Here is a 16,705-nt window from a genome sequence, read left to right as displayed (position 1 = left end):
ATGCAATGGGAAGTCGTGATCGGGCTGGAGATTCATACCCAGCTCACCACCCGGTCGAAAATCTTTTCCGGTAGCTCCACCACCTTCGGTTCCGAGCCCAACACCCAGGCCAGCCTGGTCGACCTGGGCATGCCCGGCGTGCTGCCGGTGCTCAACGCCGAAGCCGTGCGCATGGCGGTGATGTTCGGTCTGGCGATTGACGCCGAGATCGGCCAGCACAACGTATTCGCCCGCAAGAACTACTTCTACCCGGACCTGCCCAAGGGCTACCAGATCAGCCAGATGGAGTTGCCGATTGTCGGCAAGGGCCACCTGGACATCGCCCTGGAAGACGGCACGGTCAAGCGCGTCGGCATCACCCGTGCGCACCTGGAAGAAGACGCCGGCAAGAGCCTGCACGAAGAATTCAACGGCGCTACTGGCATCGACCTGAACCGTGCAGGCACGCCGTTGCTGGAAATCGTCTCCGAACCGGACATGCGCAGCGCCAAGGAAGCCGTGGCCTACGTCAAGGCGATCCACGCGCTGGTGCGCTACCTGGGCATTTGCGACGGCAACATGGCCGAAGGCTCGCTGCGTTGCGACTGCAACGTGTCGATCCGACCCAAAGGCCAGGTTGAATTCGGCACCCGCTGCGAGATCAAGAACGTCAACTCGTTCCGTTTCATCGAGAAAGCGATCAACAGCGAGATCCAGCGCCAGATCGAACTGATCGAGGACGGCGGCAAGGTCATCCAGCAGACCCGCCTGTACGACCCGAACAAGGACGAGACCCGTCCAATGCGCAGTAAAGAGGAAGCCAACGACTACCGTTACTTCCCCGACCCGGACCTGCTGCCGGTGGTGATCGAAGACTCGTTCCTCAATGACGTGCGTGCCACCTTGCCGGAACTGCCACCCCAGAAACGCGAGCGCTTCCAGGCGCAGTTCGGCCTGTCGAGCTATGACGCCAACGTCCTGGCCACCAGCCGCGAACAGGCCGATTACTTCGAAAAAGTCGTGAGCATCGGCGGCGACGCCAAGCTGGCGGCCAACTGGGTGATGGTCGAGTTGGGCAGCCTGCTGAACAAGCAGGGCCTGGAGATCGAGCAGTCGCCGGTGTCAGCCGAGCAACTGGGCGGCATGCTGTTGCGGATCAAGGACAACACTATTTCCGGCAAGATCGCCAAAATGGTCTTCGAAGCCATGGCCAATGGTGAAGGCAGCGCCGATGAGATCATCGAGAAACGCGGCTTGAAGCAAGTCACCGACACCGGTGCGATCAGCGCCGTACTCGATGAAATGCTCGCGGCCAACGCCGAGCAAGTCGAGCAATACCGCGCGGCAGACGAAGCCAAGCGCGGCAAGATGTTCGGCTTCTTCGTCGGCCAGGCCATGAAAGCCTCCAAGGGCAAGGCCAACCCGCAACAGGTCAACGAACTGCTTAAAAGCAAGCTCGAGGGCTGATGACCATGGGGCCAGTCTTGCTGTCTGGCTCAATTCCCTGTGGGAGCGAGCCTGTGGGAGCAAAGCTTGCTCGCGATGAAGACGCCTCGATCTGTCAGTGGACCGCGTTATCGTTCGTCGCGAGCAAGCTTTGCTCCCACAGGGTTTGCTCCAGCATTTTGTTTTCGGAATCCTTTCCATGAAGCGTCTTCTCGGCGCCTGCGCCCTGCTGTCCCTGCTGGCCGGTTGTGCCAGCCAGAGCGGGACGGTCGATCCACACGGCTATGACCAGACCGGCGTCGCCTCTTATTACGGTGCCAGGCACCATGGCAAGCGCACCGCCAGCGGCGAGCGCTTCAACCAGCATGGCCTGACCGCCGCCCATCGCCAGTTGCCGTTCGGCACACGGGTGAAAGTCACCAACCTGAAAAACAACGACAGTGTCGTGGTCCGCATCAACGACCGTGGCCCCTACACTCGTGGCCGCCTGATCGATGTATCCCGCGCTGCGGCCGAACAACTGGGCATGTTGCGCAGCGGCACCGCACGAGTGCGCGTGCAAGCCCTCGACGATTGATAGACGGAGCCCGGTCATTTCCCTACTCAATGCCATCCCGCTGCTGAGCCTGATCGAACTGTTCGGTGGCCTGCTGTTGCTGATCGCCGGTGCAGAACTGCTGGTGCGCGCCGCCGTGGGCCTGGCGGCGCGCTTGCAGGTGCGACCGCTGATCATCGGCTTGAGCGTGGTCGCCTTTGGCAGCAGCGCCCCGCAAATGGCCGTCAGCCTGCAAGCGACCCTGGCGCAGAACGCCGACATCGCCGTGGGCAGCGTAATCGGCAGCAGCATCTTCAACATCCTCGTCACCCTCGGGTTGTCCGCCCTGATCATTCCGCTGCGTGTCTCGCGTCAACTGGTGCGCCTGGACATCCCGCTGATGATCGGCGCCAGCCTGCTGGTGTTCGTGCTGGCCTGGAACGAGGAACTGACGCAACTGGACGGCGTGCTGCTGTTGATGGCCCTGGCGGTGTACTTGGGCCTGCTGCTGCGCCAGTCGCGGCATTCGGGGCGACCGCATGGGATGGGCGTGGACGTGGCACAAGTGTCATGGCCCAAGAGCCTGTCGATGATGGTCGTGGGCCTGGCGATGCTGATTTTCGCCGGGCACTTGCTGCTGGGCGCGGCGGTGGAAGTGGCGACGGACCTGGGGCTTTCGGAACGCATCATCGGCCTGACCATCGTCGCCGTCAGCACCTCGCTGCCGGAACTCGCCACCTCGTTGATCGCCGCCCTGCGGGGCCAGCGAGACATTGCCGTGGGCAACGTGATCGGCAGCAACCTGTTCAACCTGCTGGGCGTGCTGGGGGTGACGGCCCTCGCCGCCCCATCGCCGCTGTCGGTGTCCCCCAATGCGTTGGATTTCGACCTGCCAGTGATGCTCGGCGTGGCGGTGCTGTGCCTGCCGGTGTTCTATTCCGGCTACCGCGTCACCCGCGCCGAAGGCCTGCTGTTTTTGAGCTTGTACCTGGCCTATGGACTCCATGTCGTCTCGTTCACCACCGGCATGCCCCTGGCCGGGCAACTGGAACGCCTGATGCTGTTCTATGTGCTGCCGGCCTTGCTCGCGTTCTTGCTGTTCACCTCCTTGCGCGCCTGGCGCCGTCAACACCACAAGAGGGATTTGCCATGACCGACACCCCAAAGACCGGCCTGGACATGCGTCGCCAAGTGATGGGCGACGCATTCGTCGACCGAGCCCTGGGCAACGCCACCGAATTCACCCAGCCGCTGCAGGACTTCGTCAACGAGCACGCCTGGGGCAGCGTCTGGAGCCGAGAAGGCCTGCCGCTCAAAACCCGCAGCCTGATCACCCTCGCCGCCCTCACCGCCCTCAAATGCCCGCAGGAACTCAAAGGCCACGTGCGCGGGGCCTTGAACAATGGCTGTACGGTTGAAGAGATTCGCGAGGCATTGCTGCATTGCGCGGTGTATGCGGGAGTGCCGGCGGCCATCGATGCATTCAGGGCGGCGCAGGAAGTGATCGAGGCGTATCAAAAGCCGGAGTAAGGCGTCGGGTTTTATAGTGGCTGGCCGGGCCTCTTCGCGAGCAAGCCCGCTCCCACATTAACTGCGTTCTCCAATGGGAATACGGTCGACTGTGGGAGCGGGCTTGCTCGCGAAGAGGCCCCTGAGAACACCACAATCTCAGCGCTTAGATCCACCCACCCCACTGCAACACAAAAATCCCCAGGTTGGTGGTAACCGCCGCCATCAGCGTGGTGATGACGATGATCGCCGCGGCCAGTTCATGGTTGCCATCGGCGGCCCGGGCCATGACGTAGCTGGCGGCGGCGGTGGGGCTGCCAAAGTACAGGAACAGAATCCCCAGCTCCGCCCCGCGAAACCCCCAAAGCCAGGCGCCGAGGGTGGCCAGCAGCGGCAGGCCGATCATTTTTACCAGGCTCGAACTCAGGGCCATCTTGCCGCTTTTGCGCAGCGCCGCCAGCGACAGCGTGCCACCGATGCAGATCAGCGCCAGGGGCAACGTCATCTGGGCAAGGTATTGGGCCGAGGTTTCGAACCAGTTCGGCAGGCCGATCTGCCAATAGGCCAACGGCGTGGCCACGACCACACTGATGATCAGCGGGTTGCTGACCACACTTTTGCAGATGCTCCAGGGATCGGACTTGATCACCGGGCTGTAGACCGCCAACACGATGGTCGACAACGTGTTGTAGAACAGAATCACCAGCGCCGCGAGAATCGACCCCAGGGAAATCCCGTAATCGCCATACATGCTCGCCGCCAGTGCCAGGCCGATCACGCCGTTGTTGCCGCGAAAAGCGCCCTGGGTATAGATGCCACGGTCCTCACGCGGACACCGCCAGATCGCCCAACCCCAGGCCACGCCAAAGCACACCAGGGTGGCAATGGAGAAATAGATCAACAGGTCCGGCTGCAATGCCGCGTGGAGATCGGCATGCAGGATGCCGAGGAACAACAGCGCCGGCATGGTGACGTTGAACACCAGGGACGAGGCGATGTGAATGAAGTTGTCGTTGATCCAGTAAATGCGCTTGAGCAGTGTCCCCAGAAACAACATGGCAAACACCGGGGCGGTGATGTTCAGGGTTTCGAGGAAAATTGCCAGCATGCCGGGGACCTTGAGAAGGGTGTCGTTAGGTGGCTAATGATAGCCACTAACGACGTTGGCGTCTGGTGAAGCGCTATCGTCGGATCGCCGTCCGGAGCAAGCTTGCTCCCACATTTTGTTCTTGGGTGAGCACAGCATCTACATTCACCGCAAATCCCCTGTGGGAGCGGGCTTGCTCGCGAAGGCGGCGGCACATCCAACCTCAATGCCAGCTGGACCACCGCATTCGCGAGCAAGCCCGCTCCCACACTGGATCTCCAGCGATCACGCAATCATCAAGTAATCGGCGCCGGGTTGAACAAGGTGATGTCGTTGTACAGCTTGTGCCGCTCGGCCCAGGTCTGTTTCTTGCCGCTGGCCACGTCAAGGTAGTAATGGAACAGTTCCCAGCCCAGCTCCTCGATGGAGGCGCGCCCGGTGGCGATGCGGCCGGCGTCGATATCGATCAGGTCCGGCCAGCGCTGGGCCAGTTCGGTGCGGGTCGAGACCTTCACCACCGGCGCCATCGCCAGGCCGTACGGCGTGCCACGGCCGGTGGTGAACACGTGCAGGTTCATCCCCGCCGCCAGTTGCAGGGTGCCGCAGACAAAATCACTGGCCGGGGTCGCGCAAAAGATCAGCCCTTTTTGCTTGACGCGCTCGCCCGGGCCAAGCACGCCGTTGATCGCGCTGCTGCCGGACTTGACGATCGAGCCCAGGGATTTTTCGACGATGTTCGACAACCCACCTTTCTTGTTGCCCGGCGTGGTATTGGCACTGCGATCAGCCTCGCCCTTGGCCAGGTAACGGTCGTACCAGTCCATTTCGCGTACCAATTCCTGGGCGACTTCCTGGGTTTGCGCGCGGGAAGTCAGCAGATAGATCGCATCGCGTACTTCGGTGACTTCGGAAAACATCACCGTCGCCCCGGCCCGCAATAACAAGTCCGAGGCATAACCCAAGGCTGGGTTGGCGGTGATGCCGGAGAACGCATCACTGCCGCCGCACTGCATGCCCAGGATCAGCTCCGACGCCGGCACGGTTTCGCGGCGGCGCAGGTCAAGTTTCTTCAGGCGGGTTTCGGCCAGTTCCATGATCTGCTCGATCATTTCGGTGAAGCCGTGGCTGGAATCCTGCAAGCGATACAGCCACGGCTCGCTGAGGTCCACCGAGCTGTCGTTCTCATGCATCACCTGCCCGGCCTGCAATTTCTCGCAGCCCAGGCTGATCACCAGCGCTTCGCCACCCAGGTTCGGGTTGCGCGCCAGGTTGCGCACAGTGCGAATCGGGATGTACGCGTCGGTGGCGGTGATCGCCACACCGCAGCCGTAGCTGTGGGTCAGCGCCACCACGTCATCGACGTTCGGGTACTTGGGCAGCAATTCGTCCTTGATGCGCTTGACGGCATGGTCCAGCACTCCGGTCACGCACTGCACCGTGGTGGTGATGCCCAGAATATTGCGCGTGCCCACGGTACCGTCGGCGTTACGATAGCCTTCGAAGGTGTAGCCCTCCAGCGGCGCATCGGCCACCGGCACATCGGTGGACAGCGGCAGGCTGTCCAGCGGCGGCGCGGTGGGCATGCGCAGTTGGTCTTCTTTGACCCAACTGCCACGGGGGATCGGTTGCAGCGCATAGCCAATGACCTGGCCGTAACGAATCACCTCGCCGCCCTCAGGAATGTCTTCCAGGGTGACCTTGTGGCTCTGCGGTACAAAGTCCACGGTAACCAGGCCATCCGGGAACTCGGTTCCGGCTGGAACGCCCTGGTCATTCACCACAATGACCACGTTGTCCCGCTCGTTCAGGCGGATGTAACGGGGCGAATCGGCATGTTCAATCAGTTGCATCGACATCGCTCCTTCAGGATTTCGCTTCAGACAGGCTGGAAAGTTGATCATCCCGGGCCGTGGGCTCTTTGAGCACGACACGTTTGATCGGCCCGACGATCACCAGGTAACTGAACACCGCCATCAGCGCGTTGCAGCCCACGAACACCAGCGCCCATTTGAACGAACCGGTGGAGCTGATGATGTAGCCGATGACGATCGGCGTGGTGATCGATGCCAGGTTGCCGAAGGTGTTGAACAGGCCGCCGCTCAGACCAGCGATCTGTTTTGGCGAGGTGTCGGACACCACGGCCCAACCCAGTGCGCCTACACCTTTACCGAAGAAAGCCAGGGCCATGAAGCCCACCACCATCCACTCGATGTCCACGTAGTTGCATGCCACGATGCTGCTGGACACCAGCAGACCAGCGATGATCGGCGCCTTGCGGGCGAAGGTCAGCGAGTGGCCCTTGCGCAGCAGGTAGTCGGAAATCACCCCACCGAGCACGCCACCGATGAAACCGCAGATCGCCGGCAAGGAGGCAATGAAACCGGCCTTGAGGATGGTCATGCCGCGCTCCTGCACCAGGTACACCGGGAACCAGGTCAGGAAGAAGTAGGTGATGCCGTTGATGCAGTATTGGCCCAGGTACACGCCGAGCATCATGCGGTTGGTCAACAGTTGGCGGATGTAATCCCACTTCGGACCGTCGCTCTTCTTACCCCTGCCCTTGTCCTGGTCCATGTCGACCATCGCGCCGTTGGCGGCGATGTGATTGAACTCGGCCTCGTTGATCATCGGGTGCTGACGCGGGCTGTGGATAACCTTCAGCCAGACCAGCGAGAACACGATACCGACCACGCCCATCACGATGAACACGTGCTGCCAGCCAAAGCGGTAGACGATCCAGCCCATCAGCGGCGCAAACAACACCGTGGCGAAATACTGGGCCGAGTTGAAAATCGCCGAAGCGGTGCCGCGTTCAGCGGTGGGGAACCAGGCCGCGACGATGCGGGCGTTACCCGGGAAGGAAGGCGCTTCGGCCAGCCCGACCAGAAAGCGCAGCATGAACAGCGCCACCACGGCGGTGGAGACGCCGAATTCACCGACATAGCCTTGCAGCACGGTGAACAGCGACCAGGTAAAAATGCTCAAGGCATAGATTTTTTTCGACCCGAATCGGTCAAGCAGCCAGCCGCCCGGGATCTGCCCGGCCACGTAGGCCCAGCCGAAGGCGGAGAAGATATAACCGAGGGTAACGGCATCGATGCCGAGGTCTTTCTGCAGGCTGGAGCCGGCGATAGCGATGGTTGCGCGGTCGGCATAGTTGATCGTTGTCACCAGGAACAGCATGAGCAGGATCAAATAGCGGACACGAGTCGGCTTGGTTTCTTGCATGTAAATCTACTTCCACTATTTATTTTTATACGGGAAATCTGGTTGTACGGCCGGGCGGGTTGTCCCGCTCCGGCCGGTGTCGCAATTACGATCCGATGTAAGCAGTTTTCACCACGGTGTAGAACTCTTGCGCATAGCGACCTTGCTCGCGCGAGCCGTAGGACGAACCTTTGCGGCCGCCGAACGGCACATGGTAATCCACGCCGGCGGTCGGCAGATTGACCATCACCATGCCTGCCTGGGAATGACGTTTGAAGTGGTTGGCATATTTGAGCGAGGTGGTGGCGATACCGGCGGACAGACCGAACTCGGTGTCGTTGGCCATCGCCAACGCCGCCTCATAGTCAGCCACGCGCACGACGTTGGCCACCGGGCCAAAGATTTCTTCGCGGCTGATGCGCATCGAGGCTTCGCTGTCGGCAAACAGCGTCGGCGCCAGGAAGTAACCTTCGGTGTCGCATGTCACCAGGCCACCACCGCTGACCAGCCGAGCGCCTTCGCTCTGACCGATGTCGATGTACTTCAAGTCCTGGTTGAGCTGGGCCTCGGAAACCACCGGCCCGATATCGGTGCCGGCCTTCAAGGCATGACCGACCTTGATCGACTGCATGCGCTCGGCCATGGCGGCCACGAACTTGTCGTGGATGCCGGCGGTCACGATCAGGCGGCTCGACGCCGTGCAACGCTGGCCGGTGGAGTAGAACGCGCTCTGCACCGCCAGTTCGACGGCCTGCTTGAGGTCGGCGTCGTCGAGGATAATCTGCGGGTTCTTGCCGCCCATCTCCAACTGCACCTTGGCCTGGCGCGCCACGCAATTGACCGCGATCTGCCGCCCCACGCCCACGGAACCGGTGAAGCTGATACCGTCGACCTTCGGGCTGTTGACCAGGACTTCACCAACCACACGGCCGCTGCCCATCACCAGGTTGAACACACCGGCCGGGAAACCGGCGCGGGAAATGATGTCCGCCAGGGCCCAGGCACAACCGGGCACCAATTCGGCGGGCTTGATCACCACACAGTTGCCGTAGGCCAGCGCCGGGGCGATCTTCCAGGCAGGGATTGCGATCGGGAAGTTCCACGGCGTGATCAGGCCGACCACACCCAGCGCTTCACGAGTGACTTCGACGTTGACACCCGGGCGCACCGACGGCAGGTAATCGCCCGACAGACGCAGGCACTCGCCCGCAAAAAACTTGAAAATGTTGCCGGCGCGGGTCACTTCGCCAATGGCTTCGGGCAGGGTCTTGCCCTCTTCCCGGGCCAGCAGTTGGCCGAGTTCTTCGCGGCGGGCGAGGATCTCGCTGCCGACTTTGTCCAGCGCATCGTGACGGGCCTGGATGCCCGAGGTCGACCAGGCCGGGAACGCGGCGCGGGCGGCTTCGATGGCGGCATTGACTTGAGCTGCATCAGCCTTGGCGTATTCACCAATGACATCGGACAAGTCAGACGGGTTGATGTTGGTGCAATAGTCGGCACCGGCCACCCACTGACCGTTGATGTAGTTATCGAAACGCTTTGAATCTGCCACGGAGCTACTCCTTCTACAATAGCTGTCTAGGAACGCAGAGCGTCCCTGGCTGCGTTCCCACGCAGAGCATGGGAACGATCAAGCCTTACGCAAAAAGCCGCTGATTGCTCAGCGGCTTGTCGGGTCTGTTACTGCTTGCCTTGCTTGTCGATCAGCGCGGCCAGGGCTTCGTATTCTTCTGGCAGCAGGTCGGTCAGCGGTGTACGCACAGGACCTGCGTCATAACCCACGATCTTCGCGCCCGCCTTGACGATGCTCACTGCATAACCGGCCTTGCGGTTACGGATGTCCAGGTAAGGCAGGAAGAAGTCGTCGATGATCTTGCCGACGGTCTCGTGATCGTCACGGGCAATGGCGTGGTAGAAATCCATCGCGGTTTTCGGAATGAAGTTGAACACCGCCGAGGAGTAGACCGGCACGCCCAAGGCCTTGTAGGCCGCGGCATAGACTTCTGCGGTCGGCAGGCCGCCCAGGTAGCTGAAACGATCGCCGAGACGACGGCGGATCGACACCATCAGTTCGATATCGCCCAGGCCATCCTTATAGCCGATCAGGTTCGGGCAGCGCTCGGCCAGTTGCTCCAAGTGCGTGGCGTTCAGGCGGCAGACGTTGCGGTTGTACACCACCACGCCGATCTTCACCGATTTGCACACGGCTTCAACGTGAGCGGCTACGCCGTCCTGGCTGGCTTCGGTCAGGTAGTGCGGCAGCAGCAACAGGCCCTTGGCGCCCAGACGCTCGGCTTCCTGAGCGTACTCAATGGCCTGGCGGGTCGCGCCGCCGACACCGGCAAGGATTGGCACGCTGGTGGCGCAGGTATCAACAGCGGTCTTGATGACTTGCGAATACTCGCTGGCGGCCAGAGAGAAAAACTCACCGGTGCCACCAGCCGCGAAAAGTGCCGAGGCGCCATACGGGGCCAACCACTCGAGGCGCTTGATGTAGCTGTCGCGATTGAAATCGCCTTGAGCCGTGAAATCGGTGACCGGGAAAGACAGCAGGCCAGACGAGAGGATGGACTTCAGTTCTTGTGGATTCATTATTCGAACACCCTGGACGCAAATGTTGTGTTGTAGGAAACGGTTCAGCTTCAAGAGAAGTTGTAAGTCATCGTACAACTTAAAATAAGAACGTCAACTGCATTTCGTCTTTTGCCGGAGTCGAGGCGTGCGGGGTTTGGCGCGGAGCCTTTTAGATCGGGCGTTTGAGGGTTGCGCGCAGACGGATGAATCTTGCCCTGCGAGGGGCACCGGATCGCTCATCAAGTTGCGGCTTAAGGTGTAGGGCTTATTGAACTCGATCCCAGCACGGGACCGCTGTGGCGAGGGAGCTTGCTCCCGCTCGGTTGCGCAGCAACCGCCAAAAACCTGGGGCTGCTGCGCAGCCCAGCGGGAGCAAGCTCCCTCGCCACAAGAGCTTCCTTACCCTGAAACGGGCGGCCAGCATGATACTCGTTGCCTGATCTGGCTTTTTAGCATGCTCCCACCACAAGAGCAGTGAAGCGCCTCTAACCCTGCGCTTGCGCCTCTTCATGCGCCTGGCGCAGCCGTTCGCGGCTGTTGGTCAGGTGCAAGCGCATGGCCGCGCGGGCGGCGTCGGAGTCCTGGCGGGCGATGGCTTCGTAGATTTCCTCGTGCTCACGGCTCAGGCGGTCCATGTAATGCTGGTGGTCGTCGTGGGCCAGGCGCGCCGAGTTCAGCCGGGTACGCGGGATGATGCTGGTGCCCAGGTGGGTCATGATGTCGGTGAAGTAGCGGTTACCGGTGGACAGGGCGATTTCCAGGTGGAAGGCGAAGTCCGAGGCCACCGCGTCGCTGGCGTGGGCGGCGCTTTCGTTCAGCGCATCCAGGGCCGCGCGCATCGCCGCCAGTTGCTCGTCGCTGCGGCGCTGGGCTGCAAGGCCTGCCGATTCCACTTCCAGGCTGATACGCAACTCCAGGATCGCCAGCACGTCACGCAAGGTGACCACCGTCGCCGGGTCGATGCGAAAGCCGCTGGGGCTGGGCGTATCCAGCACAAAGGTGCCGATGCCGTGGCGGGTTTCCACCTGGCCGGCGGCCTGCAAACGGGAAATCGCCTCGCGCACCACGGTGCGGCTGACGCCATGGGCTTCCATGATCGCCGACTCGGTGGGCAATTTATCGCCACGCTTGAGCAGGCCGTCGCGAATCTGCTCGGACAGCACCGTCACCAGTTCCTGCGCCAGGCTGCGGCGCTTGCGGGGAAGGCGGGGTACGTCGATCGGTCTTTCCATGTGTCTGTGTCTCGGCAAGCGGCTGAATGCGCATCATGATAGCGCAACGTGGTTGTACGATCACTTTTACAAAGTGGGCCTTTTGTTTTGTCCGCGTGCATAACCATCAGGCTCACCCAAAACTCAATGTGGGAGCGGGCTTGCTCGCGAAGGCGGTGTGTCAGCTCATCTAATGTGTCTGCCACACCGCCTTCGCGAGCAAGCCCGCTCCCACAGGTTTTGCAGTGCTCAGGCGGTTACGGTGCGCTCCACCAGTTGGCCATTTTCGATACGCACATGTCGCGGATGGAACCGTTTCAAGCTGCTGCGATGGCCAACGCTGACAATGCTCAGCCCCGGCAACTGGTCAATCAGCGCCTGGTACAGCGTCGCTTCATCCTCTTCGTCCATCGCCGACGTGGCTTCATCCATATACAACCATTGTGGTGCGTAGAGCAATGCGCGGGCGAAGGCCAGGCGTTGCTGCTCGCCGGGCGAGAGCATGCGCTGCCAGTGGTTGGCTTCGTCCAATCGCGCCACCAGATGCGGCAGGCGACAGGTTTCCAGCACTTGGGCATAACGCTCTGGCGGGTATGTGTCGCCCGGCTGTGGATAACTCAGCGCCTCGCGCAACGTGCCAATGGGCAGATAGGGTTTTTGCGGCAGGAACAGATAACGCGCCGCAGGCAGCCGGATTGCGCCGTGCCCTTCGGGCCATAAATGCCCCATTGCCCGGAACAGGGTGGACTTACCGCTGCCCGAACGCCCGCTGAGCATCACCCGCTCACCCGGCTCGACAGTCATATGGGCATTGCTGAGCAGATGACGGCCATCGCCCAGGTCCAACCCCAGATCCTGCACCTCCAATGCGTCGCCTTGGTTCTGCACGTCGATGGCCGGCACGCGGTCTTCGTTGTCGCTCATGGCCTGGCGGAAGCTCAGCAGACGATCACACGTGGCGCGCCACGCGGCCAGGTCGGTGTACGCGCTGATGAACCAACTGAAGTTCTCCTGCACATTGCCGAATGCCGAGTTGATCTGCATGAGTTCACCCAACTGGATCTTGCCGGCGAAGTAACGCGGCGCGGCGACGATGAACGGGAAGATGATCGCGATCTGGCCGTAGCCGGAGGTGAAGAAGGTCAGGCGCTTGGACACCCGCATGATGTCCCAGAAGTTGTGCCAGACCAGGCCGAAGCGGCCACTGAGCCGCCGGTTCTCGTTGGGTTCGCCGTTGTACAAGGCAATGCTCTCGGCATTCTCGCGCACCCGCACCATGGAAAAACGCAGGTCGGCTTCAAAGCGTTGCTGGTTGTTGTTCAGGCCGATCAAGCGACGGCCGATCAGGTGCGTCAGCCAACTGCCCACCGCCGCATACACCAGCGCACACCAGAACATGTAGCCGGGGATGGTGTAGCCCAACACCTGGATGCTGCCCGACACCCCCCACAAAATGATCGAGAACGACACCAGGCTGACCACGGTGCGCAACAGTCCCAGCCCCAGTCCCAGGGTGTTGCTGGTGAAACTGTTGAGGTCTTCGGAAATCCGCTGGTCCGGGTTGTCGGTGTAGCCGCCCTGCTCCAGCCGGTAGTAATTCTTGTCATTGAGCCAGCGGGCGAAGTGTTTCTCCGTGAGCCAGGCTCGCCAGCGGATGGTGAGCATCTGCGTGAGGTACAAGCGGTACACCGCGCCCAGGATCGCCACCGCGGCGATGCCGCAGAAATACAGGATCAACCGCCAGAACGCGACGCTGTCCTTCTCCTGCAAGGCGTTATAGAAATCCTTGTACCAACTGTTGATCCACACCGAAATCGCCACGCTGAACAGCGACAGCACGATGACGGCAATCAACAGCGTCCAGGCCTTGCCCTTCTCTTCACTGCGCCAGTACGGCGTGGTCATTTGCCAGACACGGCGGAAAAACTGCCCGCGCACCGCATCATTGACCGCGGAATATTCAGCGTTCTGATTCATGGTTAAGGCTCAATAAAGAAAAAACCCGGGCCGATCATAGAGCAACGGCCCGATTTGCTGCGAGGGTGGACACCATCTGTTCAGCGCAGGTTCAGCGACGCACGGGGCGCTTCTGCAATTTGCGCTGCAAGGTGCGCCGGTGCATGCCCAAGGCGCGGGCAGTGGCGGAGATGTTGCCTTCGTGTTCGGTCAGCACCCGCTGGATGTGCTCCCATTGCAGGCGGTCCACCGACATGGGGTTTTCCGGCACCAGCGTGTCCAGGTCCGCGTGCTCGGACAACAGGGCCGCCAGCACGTCATCGGCGTCGGCCGGTTTGCACAGGTAATTGCAGGCGCCGCGCTTGATGGCCTCGACCGCGGTGGCGATGCTCGAATAGCCGGTGAGGATCACCACGCGCATTTCCGGGTCCAGCTCCAGCAGCTTGGGCAACAACACCAGGCCCGAGTCGCCGTCCATTTTCAGATCCAGGGCGGCGTAGTCCGGCAGGTCGGCCTGGGCGATGCTCAAGCCCTCCTCGGCGGAACCGGCGGTGCTCACGCGAAAGCCCCGGCGGGACATGGCCCGGGCCATCACACGGGTGAAGGTGGCGTCGTCGTCCACCAGCAACAGATGCGGCAGTTCTTCGCCGTCGACTTGGATCTCGTCACTCATGTTCGTCTCCTCGGTCGGCATGGGGCAGGCGCAGCTCGGTGAGCGTGCCGCCCTCCTCATGGGGGTAGAGTTTCACCGAGCCGCCGGCGCGTGTCACGCTGGCCTTGCTCAAAAACAGGCCCAGGCCAAAACCTTTGCCCTTGGTGGTGTAGAACGGCTTGCCGATTTGCTCGGCAATCGCCAGCGGCACACCGGCGCCGTGGTCGCGGATGCTGATGGTCAGCTCGTAGGCATTCCAGTCCAGCGCCACTTCCAGGCCTTCGGGGCAGGCGTCGGCGGCGTTGTTCAACAGGTTGAGCAGCGCCTGGGTCAGGTCCGGCGGCGGCGCCATGCGCGGCACCGGGCCCTGGCCCAGACGCTGGAAGCGATAGCTGGCCTCCGGGCGCATCAGGTGCCAGCGATTCAGGGCCTCGTCGAGCCAGTCGGTGACGTCCTGCATGTCGATGGCCAGGCGGCGGTTGGCCTCAGCGGCACGCACCAGGTACTGCAGGGTCTCCTTGCAAAGCTGGACCTGATCCTGCAGCACGCCAAGGTCTTCCTGCAGCGCCGGGTCGTGATGATCCTGGCGCATCTCCTTGAGCAGTACGCTCATGGTGGCCAACGGCGTACCCAACTCATGGGCGGCACCCGCGGCCTGGGTCGCCACGGCCAGCAATTGCTCATCCCGCAGGCCCTCTTCACGGCGAATGGCCCGCAGCTCTTCTTGACGACGCAACTCTTCGGCCATGCGCGCGGCAAAAAACGTAATGACCGCCGCCGCCAGGGCGAAACTCAGCCACATGCCGTAGATCTGCAGGTTTTCCCGGGCGATGGGGAAGGTTTCCAGCGGATAGAACCGCGCCAGCAACAAGGTGTACAGCGCCAGGGCGATGCCGGACAGGATCAGCGAATACCGCCACGGCAACGTCACTGCGGCGATGGTCAGCGGCACCAGGTAATAGGACACGAAGGGGTTGGTGGAGCCGCCAGAGAAATACAGCAACGCGCTGTGGATAAACAGGTCGCAAGCCAGTTGCACGGCGTATTCCAGCTCAGTCACCGGCCACGAGGTGCGCAGGCGAATGGCGGTCAGCGCGCACAGTATCGAAGAGCAGGCCAGGGTGATCGCCAATTGCAGCCAGGGCAGCGGCAGCAGCTCGAACCAATAGGCGAGCCCCACAGACCCGGCCTGGGCGGCCAGGACCAGAATTCGGATAAACGTCAGGCGCCAGAGGTTCTGGCGAGAGGCGGAAGTCATTTGCAAAGGGGCGAGCATGAGCTCTCCTGATGAGCGCTCCAGGCGGATCGCACGGAGTATAACCAAGGCGCGGGTGGCACAGGCAGCTATGCGGCAAAGCGCCACAGCTCCGAAATGACACACTCACCATTGTGGCGAGGGGATTTATCCCCGCCGGGGCGCGAAGCGGCCCCCAAAATAAGGTCGGGCACCACGCTGAGCTAGATCATGACAATTCTGGGACTGCTGCGCAGTCCAGCGGGGATAAATCCCCTCGCCACAGAAGCCCTCCATTGTCTTCAGGTATCTGTATCGAAGTTGTAACTGTGCGAACCCACCCATAAAAGCTAGAGTCTTATCCTTCACGCAGGCCCGGACCTCACCCCTGCGCCTCAACCCAAGGAGCTTTCATGCACACGTTCAGTCGTCACGCCGCCCTGCTCGCCTTAAGCCTCGGCACCGTCGCCAGCCTGCCGGCCCTGGCCGCCGATGAGCTTCACTACAACCAGATTTCCGTGCGCGCCGAAGCCAGCCAGGAAGTCGCCCGCGACCTGATGATCGTTACCCTCTACACCGAGGAACAAAACACCGACCCGGCCAAACTCGCCGCTGCCGTCAGCACCACGCTGAACAAAGCCATCGGCCAGGCCAAGCAGGTCAAGGACATCACCCTGCGCCAAGGCAGCCGCAACAGCTACCCGGTCTACGACAACAAAGGCCAGAAAATCACCGGCTGGCGCGAGCGTGCTGAACTGCGCCTGGAAAGCGCCGACTTCGCCGCCTTGTCCAAACTCACCGGCGAGTTGCTCACCGATATGAAAATGGCCGGCATGGACTTCGCCATCTCCACCGCCACCCGCCAGACCAGCGAAGACGCCCTGCTCAAGGACGCCGTCAACGCCTTCAAGGCCCGCGCCCAACTGGCCACCGAAGCCCTGGGCGGCAAGGGTTACAAAATCGTCAACCTGAACCTCAACAGCAACGGTTATCCACAGCCCTACATGCGCCCGCAGATGATGATGAAAGGCGCGTCCATGGATGCCGAGTCCGTCACGCCTGAAGTCGAAGCAGGCACCAGCAAAGTGAACATGACGGCGGATGGAGTGGTTGAGGTGTTGATGCAGTAATGATGGGCTGACAGAGACATCCAGCCCAGTGAAATACCCTTGTGGCGAGGGGATTTATCCCCGCTGGGCTGCGTAGCAGACCCAAACCTGACACCCCGGTGCGTCAGGTTTATTGAGTCGCTGCTTTGGGGTTGCTGCGCAACCCAGCGGGGATAAATCCCCTCGCCACAGAACGGTGCCCGACC

At 61.7% G+C, this 16,705-nt stretch carries 14 protein-coding genes; 5 read left to right on the top strand and 9 right to left on the bottom strand.

Translation table 11 applies throughout. The features are described 5' to 3' along the window. From gatB to AAIS01_RS17745, 4 genes are all read left to right on the top strand, one after another. The gene (gene gatB, locus AAIS01_RS17760) at positions 1-1,446 is read left to right on the top strand and encodes an Asp-tRNA(Asn)/Glu-tRNA(Gln) amidotransferase subunit GatB (RefSeq protein ID WP_343469997.1); all 1,446 of its coding nucleotides are present in this window, start codon (positions 1-3) and stop codon (positions 1,444-1,446) included. A 178-nt stretch (positions 1,447-1,624) separates the two neighbouring features. Continuing rightward, complete coding sequence (locus tag AAIS01_RS17755) at positions 1,625-2,002, top strand: septal ring lytic transglycosylase RlpA family protein (protein WP_092394136.1); 378 nt, start codon at positions 1,625-1,627, stop codon at positions 2,000-2,002. A 49-nt stretch (positions 2,003-2,051) separates the two neighbouring features. After that, entirely contained in the window at positions 2,052-3,113 is a 1,062-nt protein-coding gene (locus AAIS01_RS17750) for a calcium/sodium antiporter (RefSeq protein ID WP_343470107.1), read from the top strand. Beyond that, positions 3,110-3,490 (top strand): carboxymuconolactone decarboxylase family protein, encoded by a 381-nt coding sequence (locus AAIS01_RS17745; protein ID WP_041024440.1) that lies wholly within the window; start codon positions 3,110-3,112, stop codon positions 3,488-3,490. Before AAIS01_RS17750 ends, AAIS01_RS17745 begins: the two co-directional genes overlap by 4 nt. A 145-nt stretch (positions 3,491-3,635) precedes the next feature. On the opposite strand, the gene AAIS01_RS17740 is transcribed toward AAIS01_RS17745, so the two are convergent. From AAIS01_RS17740 to AAIS01_RS17700, 9 genes are all read right to left on the bottom strand, one after another. Beyond that, positions 3,636-4,577 (bottom strand): AEC family transporter, encoded by a 942-nt coding sequence (locus tag AAIS01_RS17740; RefSeq protein ID WP_343469995.1) that lies wholly within the window; start codon positions 4,575-4,577, stop codon positions 3,636-3,638. A 275-nt stretch (positions 4,578-4,852) separates the two neighbouring features. Then, positions 4,853-6,406 carry a galactarate dehydratase gene (gene garD, locus AAIS01_RS17735; RefSeq protein ID WP_343469994.1) on the bottom strand — a complete coding sequence of 518 codons (1,554 nt, stop codon included), beginning with the start codon at positions 6,404-6,406 and terminating at the stop codon, positions 4,853-4,855. A gap of 13 nt (positions 6,407-6,419) precedes the next feature. Then, positions 6,420-7,784: an MFS transporter gene (locus AAIS01_RS17730; RefSeq protein WP_186656175.1), complete on the bottom strand. Its 1,365-nt coding sequence runs from the start codon at positions 7,782-7,784 to the stop codon at positions 6,420-6,422. Positions 7,785-7,869: 85 nt separating this feature from the next. Beyond that, entirely contained in the window at positions 7,870-9,315 is a 1,446-nt protein-coding gene (locus AAIS01_RS17725; protein WP_092394148.1) for an aldehyde dehydrogenase family protein, read from the bottom strand. Positions 9,316-9,443: 128 nt separating this feature from the next. Then, positions 9,444-10,355 carry a 5-dehydro-4-deoxyglucarate dehydratase gene (kdgD, locus tag AAIS01_RS17720; RefSeq protein WP_092394151.1) on the bottom strand — a complete coding sequence of 304 codons (912 nt, stop codon included), beginning with the start codon at positions 10,353-10,355 and terminating at the stop codon, positions 9,444-9,446. Between the two features lie 467 nt (positions 10,356-10,822). Next, positions 10,823-11,569, bottom strand: coding sequence for a FadR/GntR family transcriptional regulator (locus AAIS01_RS17715; protein ID WP_092394154.1), 747 nt, complete (start codon positions 11,567-11,569; stop codon positions 10,823-10,825). Positions 11,570-11,797: 228 nt separating this feature from the next. Then, on the bottom strand, positions 11,798-13,525 hold the full coding sequence (locus AAIS01_RS17710) for an ABC transporter ATP-binding protein/permease (RefSeq protein ID WP_092394157.1): 1,728 nt from the start codon (positions 13,523-13,525) through the stop codon (positions 11,798-11,800). A 91-nt stretch (positions 13,526-13,616) separates the two neighbouring features. Further along, positions 13,617-14,177, bottom strand: coding sequence for a response regulator transcription factor (locus AAIS01_RS17705; protein ID WP_047229017.1), 561 nt, complete (start codon positions 14,175-14,177; stop codon positions 13,617-13,619). Next, positions 14,170-15,432 (bottom strand): ATP-binding protein, encoded by a 1,263-nt coding sequence (locus AAIS01_RS17700; protein WP_047229018.1) that lies wholly within the window; start codon positions 15,430-15,432, stop codon positions 14,170-14,172. Before AAIS01_RS17700 ends, AAIS01_RS17705 begins: the two co-directional genes overlap by 8 nt. 371 nt (positions 15,433-15,803) lie before the next feature. Between AAIS01_RS17700 and AAIS01_RS17695 the strand changes: the two genes are divergently transcribed. After that, complete coding sequence (locus AAIS01_RS17695) at positions 15,804-16,520, top strand: SIMPL domain-containing protein (RefSeq protein ID WP_343469993.1); 717 nt, start codon at positions 15,804-15,806, stop codon at positions 16,518-16,520. Positions 16,521-16,705: the final 185 nt, after the last annotated feature.

The organism is Pseudomonas halotolerans, from assembly GCF_039581215.1.
In the GTDB taxonomy this organism is placed as follows: Bacteria; Pseudomonadota; Gammaproteobacteria; order Pseudomonadales; family Pseudomonadaceae; genus Aquipseudomonas; species Aquipseudomonas tehranensis.
The sequence above is the reverse complement of the archived record's forward strand: the minus strand, read 5'-3'. Positions and strand labels throughout refer to the sequence as shown.

Bases quoted from the DNA above. Each gene is read 5' to 3' on its own strand.
- gatB (WP_343469997.1), top strand. From the start codon at position 1: ATGCAATGGGAAGTCGTGATCGGGCTGGAGATTCATACCCAGCTCACC.
- AAIS01_RS17755 (WP_092394136.1), top strand. From the start codon at position 1,625: ATGAAGCGTCTTCTCGGCGCCTGCGCCCTGCTGTCCCTGCTGGCCGGT.
- AAIS01_RS17745 (WP_041024440.1), top strand. From the start codon at position 3,110: ATGACCGACACCCCAAAGACCGGCCTGGACATGCGTCGCCAAGTGATG.
- AAIS01_RS17740 (WP_343469995.1), bottom strand. From the start codon at position 4,577: ATGCTGGCAATTTTCCTCGAAACCCTGAACATCACCGCCCCGGTGTTT.
- garD (WP_343469994.1), bottom strand. From the start codon at position 6,406: ATGCAACTGATTGAACATGCCGATTCGCCCCGTTACATCCGCCTGAAC.
- AAIS01_RS17730 (WP_186656175.1), bottom strand. From the start codon at position 7,784: ATGCAAGAAACCAAGCCGACTCGTGTCCGCTATTTGATCCTGCTCATG.
- kdgD (WP_092394151.1), bottom strand. From the start codon at position 10,355: ATGAATCCACAAGAACTGAAGTCCATCCTCTCGTCTGGCCTGCTGTCT.
- AAIS01_RS17715 (WP_092394154.1), bottom strand. From the start codon at position 11,569: ATGGAAAGACCGATCGACGTACCCCGCCTTCCCCGCAAGCGCCGCAGC.
- AAIS01_RS17710 (WP_092394157.1), bottom strand. From the start codon at position 13,525: ATGAATCAGAACGCTGAATATTCCGCGGTCAATGATGCGGTGCGCGGG.
- AAIS01_RS17705 (WP_047229017.1), bottom strand. From the start codon at position 14,177: ATGAGTGACGAGATCCAAGTCGACGGCGAAGAACTGCCGCATCTGTTG.
- AAIS01_RS17700 (WP_047229018.1), bottom strand. From the start codon at position 15,432: ATGCTCGCCCCTTTGCAAATGACTTCCGCCTCTCGCCAGAACCTCTGG.
- AAIS01_RS17695 (WP_343469993.1), top strand. From the start codon at position 15,804: ATGCACACGTTCAGTCGTCACGCCGCCCTGCTCGCCTTAAGCCTCGGC.